Annotated in this window: 13 protein-coding genes and 1 pseudogene; 6 read left to right on the forward strand and 8 right to left on the reverse strand. The window is 67.7% G+C overall.

Translation table 11 applies throughout. The features are described from left to right. Window positions 1-13: 13 nt before the first annotated feature. Window positions 14-196: pseudogene (locus tag P7644_RS04395) on the reverse strand (IS481 family transposase); the annotation flags it as partial. Between the two features lie 113 nt (window positions 197-309). On the opposite strand from P7644_RS04395, the gene P7644_RS04400 reads away from it, so the two are divergent. Genes P7644_RS04400 through hisA form a run of 6 tightly spaced genes read left to right on the forward strand, consistent with a single transcriptional unit; the run spans window position 310 to window position 4303 of the window. Then, on the forward strand, window positions 310-579 hold the full coding sequence (locus P7644_RS04400) for a DUF6364 family protein (RefSeq protein WP_404301831.1): 270 nt from the start codon (window positions 310-312) through the stop codon (window positions 577-579). Next, complete coding sequence (locus P7644_RS04405; RefSeq protein WP_404301832.1) at window positions 576-1019, forward strand: PIN domain-containing protein; 444 nt, start codon at window positions 576-578, stop codon at window positions 1017-1019. The genes P7644_RS04400 and P7644_RS04405 overlap by 4 nt, the downstream gene beginning before the upstream one ends. 20 nt (window positions 1020-1039) lie before the next feature. Beyond that, window positions 1040-2146, forward strand: coding sequence for a histidinol-phosphate transaminase (hisC, locus tag P7644_RS04410; protein ID WP_404301834.1), 1107 nt, complete (start codon window positions 1040-1042; stop codon window positions 2144-2146). Then, entirely contained in the window at window positions 2143-2775 is a 633-nt protein-coding gene (hisB, locus tag P7644_RS04415; RefSeq protein WP_404301836.1) for an imidazoleglycerol-phosphate dehydratase HisB, read from the forward strand. The genes hisC and hisB overlap by 4 nt, the downstream gene beginning before the upstream one ends. Window positions 2776-2824: 49 nt before the next feature. After that, window positions 2825-3502 carry an imidazole glycerol phosphate synthase subunit HisH gene (gene hisH / locus P7644_RS04420; RefSeq protein WP_404301837.1) on the forward strand — a complete coding sequence of 226 codons (678 nt, stop codon included), beginning with the start codon at window positions 2825-2827 and terminating at the stop codon, window positions 3500-3502. Window positions 3503-3559: 57 nt separating this feature from the next. Beyond that, window positions 3560-4303, forward strand: a complete 744-nt coding sequence (hisA, locus tag P7644_RS04425) for a 1-(5-phosphoribosyl)-5-[(5-phosphoribosylamino)methylideneamino]imidazole-4-carboxamide isomerase (protein WP_404301838.1) — start codon at window positions 3560-3562, stop codon at window positions 4301-4303. A gap of 9 nt (window positions 4304-4312) precedes the next feature. Here the strand turns inward: hisA and P7644_RS04430 are convergent, their stop codons facing one another. The 7 genes from P7644_RS04430 to P7644_RS04460 are packed head-to-tail and all read right to left on the reverse strand — an operon-like array spanning window position 4313 to window position 14932. After that, the gene (locus tag P7644_RS04430; RefSeq protein ID WP_404301839.1) at window positions 4313-5191 is read right to left on the reverse strand and encodes a spherulation-specific family 4 protein; all 879 of its coding nucleotides are present in this window, start codon (window positions 5189-5191) and stop codon (window positions 4313-4315) included. A 54-nt stretch (window positions 5192-5245) separates the two neighbouring features. Next, on the reverse strand, window positions 5246-6619 hold the full coding sequence (pelG, locus tag P7644_RS04435) for an exopolysaccharide Pel transporter PelG (RefSeq protein WP_404301840.1): 1374 nt from the start codon (window positions 6617-6619) through the stop codon (window positions 5246-5248). Next, window positions 6619-8151, reverse strand: a complete 1533-nt coding sequence (gene pelF, locus P7644_RS04440) for a GT4 family glycosyltransferase PelF (RefSeq protein ID WP_404301841.1) — start codon at window positions 8149-8151, stop codon at window positions 6619-6621. Before pelF ends, pelG begins: the two co-directional genes overlap by 1 nt. Continuing rightward, window positions 8148-9146, reverse strand: a complete 999-nt coding sequence (locus P7644_RS04445; RefSeq protein ID WP_404301842.1) for a hypothetical protein — start codon at window positions 9144-9146, stop codon at window positions 8148-8150. Before P7644_RS04445 ends, pelF begins: the two co-directional genes overlap by 4 nt. Beyond that, window positions 9139-10524, reverse strand: a complete 1386-nt coding sequence (locus P7644_RS04450) for a PelD GGDEF domain-containing protein (RefSeq protein WP_404301843.1) — start codon at window positions 10522-10524, stop codon at window positions 9139-9141. Before P7644_RS04450 ends, P7644_RS04445 begins: the two co-directional genes overlap by 8 nt. 7 nt (window positions 10525-10531) lie before the next feature. Continuing rightward, window positions 10532-11089 carry a penicillin-binding protein activator LpoB gene (locus P7644_RS04455; protein WP_404301844.1) on the reverse strand — a complete coding sequence of 186 codons (558 nt, stop codon included), beginning with the start codon at window positions 11087-11089 and terminating at the stop codon, window positions 10532-10534. 21 nt (window positions 11090-11110) lie between these two features. Further along, complete coding sequence (locus tag P7644_RS04460; RefSeq protein WP_404301845.1) at window positions 11111-14932, reverse strand: tetratricopeptide repeat protein; 3822 nt, start codon at window positions 14930-14932, stop codon at window positions 11111-11113. Between the last annotated feature and the right edge of the window lie 29 nt (window positions 14933-14961).

Consider the following 14961-nt stretch of genomic DNA (forward strand, 5'->3'; position numbering starts at 1 on the left):
TCACCGAGCCTTTAGGCGTGGTGGGCTTCAAGGCATGCAAGTTCCCCACACCATGACGACGCAGGCAGCGATCGAGCCCCGAGCGCGAGACCGTGGGGCACAAGAACTCCCGCGTGACGGCCAGCAGCTCATCCAGGGGCAACAGCAAGGTGCGCCGCAGGTGAACCAACACCGTCTCTTGAGCAGGCGTGAGTAACTATGTATCGATTGTTGGGGGGGAATAACCGGGGGATGGTTTTTTTGTCAGCGCCAAGGCGATGAATTTGACACGAATTTCGTGCAACACGAATTTCGTGTACTATCGGCGCCGTGAAAAACCTCACCATCACCGTGGAAGACAGCGTGCTCGAATGGGCGCGCATCGAGGCGGCGCGCCGCGGCACGAGTGTGTCGCGCATGGTGGGCGATTTCATGGCCGAGATGCAGCAGCGCGAAGACGCTTACGAGCGTGCCTATCTCGCCTGGCGCACGGACGAGCGCAGCTGGCAGGCCCAAGGTTTGGAAGAAACCATAGCGCGTAGCGCAAGTCCAGCAAGGGCTAATTGCCAAAATAACCCAGAAACCGGGACGGGCGCATGAACCCGGTGTTTATCGATACCTCGGTGCTGATCGCCGCGGAAGACGTGGCGGGCGGTGACTTGTACGCCGCCACGCTGGCCTGGCTGGACGCGCTGTGGCGCACGCGCGCGGGCCGCACCGGCAATCAGGCACTGGTGGAGTTCTACGACCAGGTGACCAGCGCCACGAATCCCATGCCCCAGGGCGACGCGCGCGCCGCCATCCGCCGCTACCAGACCTGGACGCCCTGGCGCACCGACGCCGCGACGCTGGAGACCGCCTGGGCCGTGCAGGCGCGCCACCAACTGGCCTTTGGAGACTGCCTGGCTGTGGCCTGTGCCCAGCACAGCGGCTGCAGCCACATGCTCAGCCTGCACCTGCCCCATGGTGCGGAATTTGGCGGCGTGACGGTGCTGCACCCGCTGCGGCAGCCGGCACCCGCGCCGGAAAAAGGCGCCTGACTCCGAGAAAGAGAAGATCCATGACCGATTCCACCCCCCAATCCCCGGCCCTGCAGCGCATCCGCCCCGACGTGCGCGCCATGCACGCCTATGCCGTGCACGACGCCACCGGCTACCTGAAGATGGACGCGATGGAGAACCCCTTCGGTCTGCCGCCCCTGCTCCAGGCCGCGCTGGGCCAGCGCCTGGGGCAGCTGGCGCTGAACCGCTATCCGGGCACGCGCCAGAATGACCTGAAGGCGGCGCTGGCCGCCCATGCGGGCGCGCCCGAGGGCAGCGCGCTCATCCTGGGCAATGGCTCGGACGAGCTCATCAGCCTGGTACAACTGGCCTGCGCGCAGCCCGGTGCCGTGGTGCTGGCGCCCGCGCCGGGCTTTGTGATGTACGCCATGTGCGCGCAGCAGCATGGCCTGCGCTATGTGGGCGTGGAGCTGGATGACGAGTTCCAGCTGCGCGAGCAGGCGATGCTGGCCGCGATCGCCGAGCACCGCCCGGCCCTGACCTTCATCGCCTACCCCAACAACCCCACGGCCACGCTGTGGGACGAGGCCGTGGTGCAGCGCATCGTCGATGCCGTGGCCGCCGTGGGCGGCATCGTGGTCATGGACGAGGCCTACCAGCCCTTCGCCAGCCGCAGCTGGATCGACCGCATGCGCGCCGAGCCCGCGCGCAACCAGCATGTGCTCTTGATGCGCACGCTCTCCAAGTTCGGCCTGGCCGGCGTGCGCCTGGGCTACCTGATCGGCCCGGCCGCGCTGGTGCAGGAGGTGGACAAGCTGCGCCCGCCCTATAACGTGAGCGTGCTCAACTGCGAGGCGGCGCTGTTCGCACTGGAGCATGCCGAGCTGTTCGCCGCCCAGGCCGCCGAGCTGCGCGCCGCGCGCACCGAGCTGCTGGCCCTGCTGCGCGCCATGCCGGGCGTTGACAAGGTGTGGGACAGTCAGGCCAACATGGTGCTGGTGCGCGTGGCGCACGCCGCCCACGCCTACGAAGGCATGAAGGCGCGCAAGGTGCTGGTCAAGAACGTTTCTACAATGCATCCATTGCTGGCCAACTGCCTGCGTCTGACGGTGGGCAGCCCTGCCGAAAACGCCCAGATGCTCGCCGCGCTCCAGGCATCCCTATGACTTCCTCTGCACTCGTTCCCTCTTCCCTTGAAACCCTGGCCGACCGCACCGCCGAGGTCAGCCGCACCACCGCCGAGACGCGCATCAGCGTGCGCGTGAATCTCGACGGCACGGGCCAGGCCAGCCTGCACACCGGCATAGGCTTCTTCGACCACATGCTCGACCAGATCGCGCGCCATGGCCTGATCGACATGGAGGTGCGCTGCGACGGCGACCTGCACATCGACGGCCACCACACGGTCGAAGACGTGGGTATCACGCTGGGCCAGGCCTTCGCGCGCGCGGTGGGCGACAAGAAGGGCATACGCCGCTACGGCCATGCCTATGTGCCGCTGGACGAGGCGCTGTCGCGCGTGGTGGTCGATTTCTCGGGCCGCCCGGGCCTGCACCTGCACATTCCGTTCACGGCGGCGAGCATCGGCGGCTTCGACACCCAGCTCACCTACGAGTTCTTCCAGGGCTTCGTGAACCACGCGGGCGTGACGCTGCACATCGACAACCTGAAGGGCATCAACGCGCACCACCAGTGCGAGACGGTGTTCAAGGCCTTTGCGCGCGCGCTGCGCGCGGCGCTGGAGCGCGACCCGCGCGCGGCGGGCGTGATCCCGTCCACCAAGGGCTCCCTGTAATTTCAAGCCAAATCGGACTCTAACGCTTATCTTGCAAGCGACGGCAGCTATGAATAATGAAGTAAAAACCGTCGTCGTCGTGGACTACGGCATGGGCAACCTGCGCTCCGTCTCGCAGGCCGTGCAGGTCGCGGCGCAGGGCAGCGGCTTTCATGTCACCGTGACCGCGCGGCCCGACGAAGTGCGCGCCGCCGACCGCGTGGTGCTGCCGGGCCAGGGCGCCATGCCCGACTGCATGCGCGAGCTGCGTGAATCCGGCCTGCTCGAATCGGTGCTGGAGGCCGCGGCCGCCAAGCCGCTGTTCGGCGTGTGCGTGGGCATGCAGATGCTGCTCGATCACAGCGCCGAGGGCCCGGACGGTGGCACGCCCTGCCTGGGCCTGATCCCCGGCGAGGTGCTCAAGTTCGACCTGGCCGGCCGCACCCAGCCCGACGGCAGCCGCTACAAGGTGCCGCAGATGGGCTGGAACCGCGTGCGCCAGCTGCGCCATGGTGGTGCGCTCCACCCTGTGTGGGCGGGCGTGCCCGACGACAGCTACTTCTACTTCGTGCACAGCTTCTATGCGCGGCCGGCCAACCCGGCGCATGTGGCGGGCGAGGCCGACTACGGCCTGCCCTTTGCAGCGGCCATCGCACGCGATAATATTTTTGCCACCCAGTTCCATCCCGAAAAGAGTGCCGAACATGGGCTGGCGCTGTACCGCAACTTTTTGCACTGGAACCCCTGATTTTTCAACCCGGTGGGGCCGAGTTCTTCCGGCTCGCCCCTTCTCTCGCTCCTCATCATGCTGCTCATCCCCGCCATCGATCTCAAGGACGGCCACTGCGTACGCCTCAAGCAAGGTGACATGGACCAATCCACCACCTTTGGTGAAGACCCCGCCGCCATGGCGCGCAAATGGGCCGATGCCGGTGCGCGCCGCCTGCACCTGGTGGACCTGAACGGCGCCTTTGCCGGCCAGCCCAAGAACAAGGTGGCCATCAAGGCCATCCTGGCCGAGGTAGGCGCCGACATTCCGGTGCAGCTCGGCGGCGGCATCCGCGACCTGGACACCATAGAGCGCTACATCGACGCGGGCTTGGAGTACGTCATCATCGGCACCGCCGCGGTGAAGAACCCGGGCTTTTTGAAGGACGCCTGCAGCGCCTTCGCCGGCCACATCATCGTGGGCCTGGACGCCAAGGACGGCAAGGTGGCCACCGACGGCTGGAGCAAGCTCACCGGCCACGAGGTGGTGGACCTGGCGAAGAAGTTCCAGGACTGGGGCGTGGAATCCATCATCTACACCGACATCGGGCGCGACGGCATGCTCTCGGGCATCAACGTCGAGGCCACGGTCAGGCTGGCGCAGGCCCTGACCATCCCCGTGATCGCCTCGGGCGGCCTGGCCGGCATGGCCGACATCGAGAGGCTCTGCGAGGTCGAGGGCGAAGGCGTGGAGGGGGTGATCTGCGGGCGCGCCATCTATTCGGGCGACCTGGACTTTGCCAGCGCCCAGGCACGCGCCGACGAACTGGCCGGCGTGTAAAAGCGGCCCTCAGCAGGCGGGCAGGTCCTGGCCCTTGTTGAGGGCATCCACCGTATCCAGCAGGCGATTCCAGTAAGCCGGCAGCCCTGCCCAGGGGTTGCCGGTGTTGCGCGCGAAGTCGTAATGCCGATCGGTGGCATACACCCAGCCGGCGTGGCCGCGTGCACTTGCCGCGGTGCGCAGGCTGGCCTGCATGGTGCTGCAATCGCTGGCGTCATGCACCAGCATGGCCTGCTTGCCGTTGCTGTGCTGATAGACCCAGCCGTGGCTGGGTTGGGGGTCGAAGCGGCTGTAGGCGCCGGCCTGGCCTTCGAAGGTCACCAGGGTGTCGGCCACGGCGGCATAGTCGGCCACCGGCAGGGTGCCGGGGTTTCCCACCACCTGCAAGCCTGCGTCCAATCCCTTGATGTAGCCGTAGATCTGGCGATAAAAGCCCAGCGCTGCGCTGGTGGCGGCCATTTCGTCGATGAAAAAGCCGCTGATGTGTGCGCGGCCGTAGAACGCCAGGTAGCGGTCGATGTGCAGCCGGATGTCGGACTGCGCAGATGCGCCGTAGCCCGTCGGCACATAGCCTATGACCTTGCCGCCGGCCTGCGTGAACGCGCCGATGGCCTGCGTGAACTGGGCATCGGCCTGCTTGCCCGCCCCATTGCTGGGGTTCACGATGGCGGTGATGCCCACCGAGGGCTGGGCCTGGGCGCTGCGGGCCAGCTGCTCCCAGGGCGAGCCGGGCAGCGGGTAGAAGTATGCCGGCACCAAGACCCGCAGCGGCTCGGATGGGGGGCGCGGGATGGCCGGGCTATCACCGCCGCCGCCGCAACCAGACAGGGCGCCGATCAGGCTCGCAACGACGGCAACAAGGCATAGAGGCAGGCGGCTGGCGGGCATGAGGAATCGAGGGTCAAATGGCAAGCCGGCGATTGAGCATGCGCCGGCCGTGCCTTATTGCAGCATGAAGGTCTGGTATTCCAGCCGGTGCAGGCGTTTGGACAGCAGCAGCAGGCCGGCAGCCAGGGTCAGCAAGGTAGCCAGCGCAAAGCCGTAGCCATACAGGGCCGCGCCAAATGCCAGCGTAACGCTCGTGAGCAGGATGTTGAGCAGCACGAACATGCTGCACAGCAGCAGCACGGTGCGCCGCTGGTCGAGGTAGAAGAACACGTTGAGCACCGCCATCAGTCCCACCTGCAGGCCCACGCCTATGACCTGCACCTGCAGCAGCGGCAGGTACAGGCGCGAGATGCCCAGGGCATCGAGCAGCCAGGGGCCGGCGACGAAGGTCACGAGCACGGCCAGGGTCTGGATCTTGGCGATCTCGCCCAGGCCCTGCTGGATGGAGTAGACCATTTCGTCGCGCATGGTTTCTATGTATTCGAGCGAGCCGCCGCTGCGCACCGCGTCGTAGAACTTATCGTAGTACTCGACGAAGTCGGTCTCGATGCGCACCAGGAACACAGCCATGCCGGGAATGATGGACAGGTAGGACAGGAACACCGGCAGGTCGTAGATCAGCGAGGCGCGCAGCTGGCCGATGATCGGCTGCGAGGTGGGCGGGAAGAACCAGAACATGAACTTGTCGGCCCAGATGCCCAGGTTGTAGAGAAAGCCGATCGCCATCAGCGAGGGGTACAGCTTGTCCCACTGCAGGAAGTCAAAGGCGATGATCTGGTGCTTGGGGTGAAACTCCTGCACCACCAGCAGCCACATGCCGGCCAGCAACACATAGTGGCCCAGCACGAAGGCGCCCAGCAGCCCTTCCAAGCCCCAGGGGCGCAGCAGGAGTGCGCACACCACGATCAGGGTGTAGCTCAGCCCAAACAGCCCGACGATGGCCTTGTAGCGCTTCATGCCCGACAGCAGCACGGTGAGCACCCATACGCCGCACAGCAGCATGAAGCCGGCGAGCATGAGCAGCCGGTAGGCCAGCCCCAGGCCTGGCAGAGCCACGAACAATGCCAGGGTGGCGAGTACCGCGGCACCGAGCAGGACGATGGTCATCAGCCCGTGCAGATTGGGCAGGACCAGGCGCCGCTGTTTTTCGAACAGCCGATCGGCGATGAAGCGCGTGAAGGCCAGCTGCACCAGCCCGGTATAGATCAGGCTGCAGGCCACGAGGTAGGTGACCGAGGTCTGGAATTGCGTCACCAGGGAGGCCGGCACCACCACGCTGGCGCTGAAGATGCCGACCAGCAGGATGCCGACGATGGACAGCACCCAGGGCCCGGAGCCGATTACGCCGGCGTAGGCGTAGGCCTGCACCAGACTCAGCAGGGTGTTCTTGCGCAGCATGTGGCGCAGTTCGAATCCTATGCCGGCCATCAGGCTGCTCCCGGGGCGCCGGCCAGTGCGCGTTCGTAGACCTGGCGGTAGCGATCAAACATCAGGCGGTCGCTGTAGTAGCGCTCCACGCGCGCAATGGCCGCGCGGCTTGCGGCCTGCCAGCGGGCGGTATCACCGAGCAACTGCAGGGCCGCGTCGGCCAGCTGCTGGGGCTCGGTAATGGGGACCACCACGCCCGAGGGGCCGAGCGCGCGGTCTTCCTCATCCAGCCCTTCGATCAACTGGCGGCACGAGCCGACATCGGTGGACACGGCGGGCACGCCGGCCGCATAGCCCTCCAGCAGCACCAGCGGCAGGGCCTCGCTGATGGAGGACAGCACCACCAGGCCGATGCGCGGCATCAACTCCTCTACGCGCTGCATGCCCAGAAAGCGCACATGCTCCTGCAGCCCCAGGCTGCGCACGAGGTTGCGGGATTCTTCGGCGTAGGCCGGGTCTTCCTCGGCCGGGCCGGCAATCCAGCCCTGGGCGTCGGGGCGCTGGTTGGCCACCCGGCGCATGGCGCGGATGAAGGTCTTGATGTCCTTGATCGGCACCACGCGGCCAATCAGGCACAGCACCGGCGGCGGCTCGGATGGGCGCTGCGCGCGCAAGGGGGCGAAACGTTCCAGCCTGATGCCGTTGGGGATGCTGCTGGTGCGCTCGGGCGGCGCGCCGTCGCTGATCTGGCGCTGGCGGTTGGCCTCATAGAGCGCAATGATCGGGTCGGCATGCTGGTAGCAGTAGCGCCCCAGCCACTCGAAGAAATGGATCCACATCTGGCGGAAGTACGACAGCTCGGTCGGGTCGCGCTGGAACACGTTGCGGTTGTCGCGTATCCACTCGCTCTTGAACAGGTCGATCTTGCGCTCCTTGGTGTAGATGCCATGTTCGGACAGGATCAGCGGCGTGCCGCGCGTTTGCGCCAGCAGAGCGCCCAGAAAGCCCGCGTAGCCGGTGGAGGCGCAGTGCACGGCGCGTACCGCAGGCAGCTGTTGCGCCACCCGCGCCAGCAGCCACAGGGGCTGCAGCATGATGCGCACGGTCCAGAAAAAATCGACGAACGAAGGGTCGGCGCAATGCTCGCGGTACACCTCGCAAATGAGGTCCCAGGCGCGCTTGCTGTAGAGAAAGTCCCCCAGTTGCACGCTGCCGCCGGGCAGCATCTGCCGCGTTACCGCTTCAAATGCCGCCATGACCTCGGGGCTGGCCGGTCCGTGCCGGAAAGCATCCAGCAGGTTCTGCACCAGCGCCTGGCCTTGCGCGTCGCCCCTGCGGGCCGCCGGCTGCGGGCGCCATTGGCCTGGGTCGTGCAGGTAATGCTCTTCGAAATGCACCACGTTGTCGGGCAGCGGGTATTTGAATGCACCGTAGTCCTCGCGCCGGCTGCCCAGAAAGACGATGGCATAGCGATATTCGGGGTAAGCGCGCACGATCTGGTTGATCCAGCTCGACACCCCCCCGCTGACGTAGGGGAACGTGCCCTCCAGCAGCAGGGCGATGTCGGCCGACTGTGCCTTGGGATGGCTCATGAATGGTTCCAATAGTCGATCACGGGCCGCAGGCGCGGCAGCGCCCCCCATTGGTGCAGTTCGCGCATCAGCGTGCGTGTCTGGGCGTAGTCACGCCGCTCGAAGGCCAACTGCGCCTGGTAGGGCAGCACCCGGGAGGCGGGCAGGCCCAGCGTGCGGGCCATGGCATAGGCCTGTTCGGCCTCCTGCAGCTGTCCCTGTTCGTGCAACAGGCGCCCGCGGCGCAGGTGCAGGGCGGCATTGCCGTGGTTGTGCTGCAGCGCCATGGAGCAGTACTGCAGGGATTGCTCCATCGCGTGCTGGCGCAGGTCGCCCTGCACCAGGTCGTGATACACCAGCTCCCAATACAGGTCGGACAGGCGCTGCGCACATTGCGGCTGCTGGCCGCTCGCTGCGGCACCCGCCTGCAGGATGGTGAGCTCGTGGTCTATGGCGCGGTTGATGCGCTTTTCCAGGTTGTCGAGCATGCCGTGCGCGAGCAGACGCAGGTCCTCGCTGGGGTCGTTGAGCACGCCGCGCAGCAGTGGCGATGCCGTGCGCCCGGAGACATATTGCAGCGCTGCCATGGCGCGCATGCGCGCCTGTACCGGAACCTTGGCATTGCCCAGGAACGCGCCCAGTCCGGCATGGCGAAACTGGCTTTGCCGGCGCTGGTGCTGGTCAAATTCGGGCAATTGCACGGAGTCGAAGTCGTCCCCGGCCGGCTTGCGGCGGTAGATGCGCAGGATGGCAAAGGCCGCCAGCACGCCGAAAAAGCCCGCCACGGGCACGGCGTAGCTGCAGGCCGCGATGAGCAGCACGGTGGCCCAGCGCGGCCTGGACAGGCGCCCGGGCAGCAGTGGCAACAGTGCCAGCGACAGCAATCCGCTGGCCGCAGCGTGCAGCAGCAGATAGCTGACCAGGGCCGCGTCGGAGCGCTCGGCCAGCAGCCATGTGCCGCCCCAGGCGCCGAACTCCAGCCCCAGCGCGGCCAATCCCCATTTGAAATTAAGCATGGGCAATGCTGTGCAGGCGTTGCAGGATGCGCTCGGGTTGCGCGCTGTCCAGCGGCACCACGTGCGGAAAAATGCCGGCCTGCGCCAGCGACTGCTGGCTCTTTTGCTGCATCCAGGCTTCCAGGCGGCGGACATAGCCCTCGGCCGTAGTTGCATTGCCCAGCGGCATGAGCACGGCCAGCACCTGGCGCTGGGGTGCGCGGATCAGCCAGGCCTCGTCGAGCTCGCGCTTGAGGCGCTCCACCTGGGCCGGCAGGTCCTGCTCAAGCGCCCGTGGCTGGCATTCGAGCGCTACGACGATGCTGGGCACCTGGGCGCTGGCGTGGATGTGCGCCAGGCGCTGGAGCTCGAAGGCAAAGAGCGGCGGGCAGTCGGGAAACTGTTTCACGATGGGCCGGGCCAGGGCGTCCATCGACAGGCCGTCGGTGTAATAGCCGAGCAGCAGTTGCAGGGTCTGCAGGTTTTCCTCCTGCAGTGCGAAAAACGGCATCTCCTGCACCACCAGCAGCCCATACATCTCGCCGTCCAGATCCAGCAAGGGCGCAGCCACCAGGTAGCGTGTCCCCGGCGGCCCGTTCTGCACCTGGCGGATGTGGCACAGCCTGTGCGTCTGTAGGGCCTGCCGCAGGAGCGGGTCGTCGGCTTGCAGCGGGTCGTGGGCGCCGATGCTGGCGGATGCTTGCGCGGCAACATGCCCTTTGGTCACGGTATGGATGGCGGCGCATTCCAGCTGGCAATACTGCGCCAGCAGCCGCAGCAGCGCCTGGGGGGCTTGTTCTTCGCCGCGACCGGCCTCGCGCAGGCCGGACAGCGCGTCGCGCATGGACATGGGGCGGCCGATCAGCTCCTGCTCCAGCCGGTCGTGCGACAGGCGCAGCAGGTAATGCTGGCGCACCAGGTGTTCCAGGCGTTGGTCCAGGTACAGCTGCAGGGTTTCGGCGCGGCGTGCGCGTGCCTGCCACAGGCTGGAGAATTCGCCCACCAGCATCACCAGGATCAGGCCGCCCAGGAAGTACAGCTGCGGGAAGATGTCCCAATGGCCGGCGTTGAGTGCCAGCCAGCCGATCAACAGCACGCTGGCGCCCACCAGGCCAGCCATGGGGCCGTAGCGCAGCGCCAGCACCACCGGCGCCAGCCAGGGCCAGGGAAACGATGTCTGCACCTGCAAGGGGTCTTGCGGTGCCCAGATGAGGCCCAGGCCCACGGCCAGCAAGGGCAGCAGCAGGGTTTCGGCCAGTATGACGGCGGGATGGGTGGCCTTGGTGGCCAGCTTGCCCAGCAAATGAACGGGCAAGCCCATGCCTGGGCGCGCCTGCGGATCGTCGTCGCCACGGCCCATCTGGCGGCGCACGCCGGGGTTGTCGGAGAGGGTGGCCATGGGGCGTTCAGCGGCTGCCGGCCAGGCCCGATTGCAGCAGCTTGCGCATCAGCTTGTGCGCCACGGCCGACAGTGCCTCGCGGCTCCAGCCGCTTTGGCCGCCCGAGCCGCTCCACAGGGTTTCGCCGCTGGCCACGTCCAGGATGTGCAGGGTGATGCCGGCGGCGGGCTCGCCGTCCACGCCGACCTTGTAGCGCCACTCCTGCACGCTGCCGGCCAGGGCGTAGCGCAGCTTTTGCTCGCGCGCCCAGGCCAGGGCGTCCTGCATGCGCTGGCTGTCGCCGCTGTTGAAAAGCGCCTCCTGCTGCGTGACCACCGGCGCGCTGCGCACTTTGGCCCCCATGCCTTGCGCGCTCAAGAGCGCCTGGGCAATGGCCTCGGCGCGCTGGCCGGCCAGCGGCGTTTCCGTGTGGTTGGCAAAGGGCAGGACGACCCAGCTGGCTTGGGCGTCGAGCTGCGGGCTCTGGCCCTGGTCCAGGGTGGAGCAGGCGGCCAGCAGGCTTAAGGCGCCCATGGCGGCCAGCAGTCGCAGCCGGTGCGCAAGAGTGGGGCGGTGGGGGAGCATGTGCGTTTCTCCTCAATGGTTTTAAAAGTGCAGGCGGTAGGACAGGTCCAGCAGGCGCGTCAGACCCAGGGATTGCAGGCCCGATTTGCCCAGGCCGAGGCTCAGGCGCAGGTGGTCCGGTCCGAGCATGCTGCCGGCCAGGCCCAGGCGCAGGTCATAGCCCATGCCCAGCTGGCTGTGCCGCGTCAGGCTCACGCTGGCGTAGGGGCGCAGCGCGCGCGTGTAGTCCTGCTCGTAGCGCATATTCGTCGACAGGCGCAGCCCATAGAACTGGAAGCTTGCGGGCAGAAAATAATCGATGCCCATGGCACCCACGCCGGCGGGCAGGAAGCGTTGCTGGAAATCCAGCCCCTGCTGGCCCAGGAACACCGGGTGGCGGCGCTCGAAGCGGTGGTCAGACCAGAAGGCGCCCAACTCCCAGGTCGGGGCGTCCTGGCGATAGGTGTGCGTGTACTCAATGGCCGTGTGCCGGCCCCTGCCGACCTCGGCGCCGGTCTGCAGCCGGTATTGCTCGCTCCACTGCGACAGCAGCAGGCTGTCCTGGCGCGTGGCCTGGTAGCGCAGGTGGGCGGCCACGCGCGTCTTCATGCCACCCATGCGCAGCGCCAGGCTTTCCTCGCTGGGCAGGTGCCAGCCGAGCTCGCCGCGCAGGGACAGGCGGTTGTCGATGCGCTGCTCGTGCTCCAGGCTCAGGGGTGTGGTGTGCGCGTAGCCGCTGCGGCTGGCGGCGCGTACCAGGGTGGCGCCGTCGGCATGGCGCCAGCGCAGCAACAGGGCTGCGATGTCTTCATGGGCGGCGCTCTGCAGCTGATCCTGCGCCGTGACGCTGCGGCGGATGCGTGACAGGTCCAGCTCCAGGGACAGGCGCGGGCCGATGGCCCAATGCAGCTGGGCATCCACCTGGCTTTCGTCGATGGCCCCCAGTTGCCTGTGCGCCAGGTGTGCTCCCGCATGGTCGCTGAAGGCCAGCAGGTTGTCGGTGAGCTGCAGGTGCAGCGGGTTGTCGTCGGGCTGGCTCTCCTGTGTTTCGAAGGCGGCGCTCTGGGCCAGGCGCATGTCGCCCACCGCGGCGGCGGCGTTGATGCGGTCGTAGCGCGGCAGGCGTTCGTCAAATTCCTGCAGCAGCTGGCCGGTGCTGGCCTTGTCGTCCTCGGCCAGGGCCACGGTGATCTCGGCCCATAGCGGACGGTTGGCGCGCTGGGCCTGGCTGCGTGCGTATTGGTGGCGCAGGAAGCCGCGCTCCGCCGTGTACTCGCCCGCATCCTGCAGCCAGCCTATGGCGGTCTCGGCCGCGGCGTTGGAGAAGTTGCCCTGGGCGTCACCATCCAGGCGCAGCAGCTCGCGCAGCACCTCCTGCGCCGGGTCACCCGGCCTTTGCATGAGGGTGAGGCGCGTGCGGGCGATGCGCTGGGTGGCGCTGAGGCCTTCTTCGCTCAGCCACCGCTGCTGTGCCTGGCTGCGACTCAAACGGGTGGTGCCTTGCTGCATTGCCTGCCATTGCTGCGACAGCAGATGGCGGCGCAGGCGCCAGGCGCGGTCGGCCTCCTGGTTTTGCTCCAGCGCGTCGGCGTAGTTCATGAGCCACAGGAAATCACCCTGGCGCTCGGCCACATGGGGCGTGAGGTAGCGCGTCAGCGCCACCTGCGGCAGGGACAGGGCCTGGTATGCCCCGGCCAGGGCCTCGTGCAGGTCTTCGTCGGTGCTCCAGGCCGGCTCGTGCAGCGCCAGCAGTTCGCGGATGGCGCTGGCGTCATTGCCATCGATGAGCAGCCATAGCAGTGCCTGGCGCATGTCGGAGGACTTGGGATCGGCCTTCAACCCCTCTTCGTAATACTGGCGTGCCTGCGCAAAGCGTCCGGCATTGTGGTGGTAGCCGCCCACCAGGCGCAGGAACTGGGGTGAGCGGTGCAGCCTGGCCAGGGAATTGCGGGTGGCGTCGGGTGCGGGATCGAGCTGTTCCAGTACGCGTGCGAATGCGCTCCACTGGTGGTGGCTGGAATACAGGGTCAAGGCCTGGATCAGGTGGCGCGGCTCGTCGTGCTGGCGCCAGGCCAGCAGGGCGACCCCGGCAGCCTCCAGGGGCTGGTCCCGCTGCAGCAGACGGATGAGGGCGTCGTAGTCGCCGATGCTGGCGTTCTGCGTGGCCACGAGCCTGCGGTAGGCGGCAACGGCCAGCTGGTTGCGCTCGCGGTTCTCGGCCAGCTCGCCCGTGAGGCGCCACAGCTCGGCGGTGCTATCGGTAGATGCAAGCGGGCGGTCCTGCACGGCCTGCAGCCATTGCAGGCCCAGCTCGGGCTGGCGGTGCTGCAGGGCCAGCACGGCGCCATGCATGGCGCGCTCAGCGGTGAGCTGGGCGGGGTCGGCGAGCAGCTGGCGCCAGGCGTCCAGGGCCAGGTCGGGCTGGCCTGCGCGTTCGGCCAGCTGGGCCAGCAGCTCCAGGCTGGCCGCGCTGCGTGCATGCTGGCGCAGGTAGTCGATGGCCGGCTGGGGTTCGCCCAGGCGTTCCTGCGCCTCGACCAGGGCGCGCACCAGGCGCAGATCGTCGGGGCGGCTGCGCAGCTGGTGGCGCAGGGCCTGCACCAGCGCCACATCGTCGAATTGACCTGGCGCCAGGCGTAGCACGGCCTGCCAGGCGGCTTCCTGGTGGGTCTGGCGCGCGAGGATGAGCCAGTTTTCCAGCGCCATGCCGGGGCGCTGCGTCCACTCCGACACCTGCGCCAGGCGGCCGCGCCAGCGCATGTCGGCGGGGTTCTGGCGCACGGCGGCGCTGGCTATGGCCCAGGCGTCTTCGAGCTTGCGGTTCTCAAGGAATACCTCGTAGCCCAGGGTGTAGATCTTGTCGTCAAAGGGCAGGGCGGGCGGCTGCGGGGCGGGGGGCTTGTCTGCCACCGGCAGGGCCAGGCGCTGCGCCGGGTGCACGAGCAGGCTGGCGCCATCGTCAAACAAGGCGGCGGCAGATGGCACGGCGGGTGCTGCACGCCAGGCGATGGGCTGCAACGCCCAGTCCCGGGCTGCGCCGGCCCATTGCGTGGCCTGTCGCTCCAGGGCCATGCGCAGGAGGCGGCGCACATAGTGTTCGGCCACGTCGGGGCGGCCCGCAGAGCGGGCCAGCTGCGTCAGCATGAACAGGGTTTGCGGATCGTCGGCCAGGGGGCCGAGCTCGCGCTCGGCGAGTAGCAGGGCCGCCTGGGGCCGGTTGCCCGAGCGCAGTGCGGCCACGGCCGCGTTGTAATAGGTCTTGGCCCGCTCGGGGTCGGGCGTGCTGCCGCGTGCGGACAGGTAGGACTGGGCGCAGCCCTCGTAGTCGCCGCGGGCCAGCGCCTCCTTGGCCACGCGTTCGTAAAACAGGGCGGCCTCGTGCGGATCCTCGGGAGCCTTCTGGCGATTGAGCGCCAGGGCGATGTCCTGCTGATCAAACTCGCTGGCCAGGGCGGCCAACCGTCTTTGCCGCTCCAGGGGCCAGCTCTCCTGCGACAGCTGGCGTATGTGCTGCTGCAATGCATGGAGCAGCGCAAGGCGCTTGTCGGGCTCACGCTCGGGTGCATGCTGGTATTCGGTATACAGCAGTTCCCATTGCGCCCACAGGGCTTCCTTGCGCAGTGCCGGGACGGAAGAATCCAGGGCGGGCTGCAGCGTGGCGCGGGCGCTGACCGTATCGCCATGGTTGATCTGGCGCTGGGCCAGCAGCAGGCGCAGGCGCGGGTTGTCCGGGTCGCTGCGCAGCAGGTTATGCAGGTAGGCCGTGGACAGCTCGCTCTCGCCGCTGGCGGCCAGGCGCAATTCCAGATCCTGGCGTGGATACAGCAGCCACAGGGCTCCGCACATCATCGCGGTGAGCAGCATGATCAGCCAGGTGGGCGCAAGTATGGGGC

It is taken from the genome of Alicycliphilus denitrificans, from assembly GCF_044792555.1.
In the GTDB taxonomy this organism is placed as follows: domain Bacteria; phylum Pseudomonadota; class Gammaproteobacteria; order Burkholderiales; family Burkholderiaceae_C; genus Alicycliphilus; species Alicycliphilus denitrificans_A.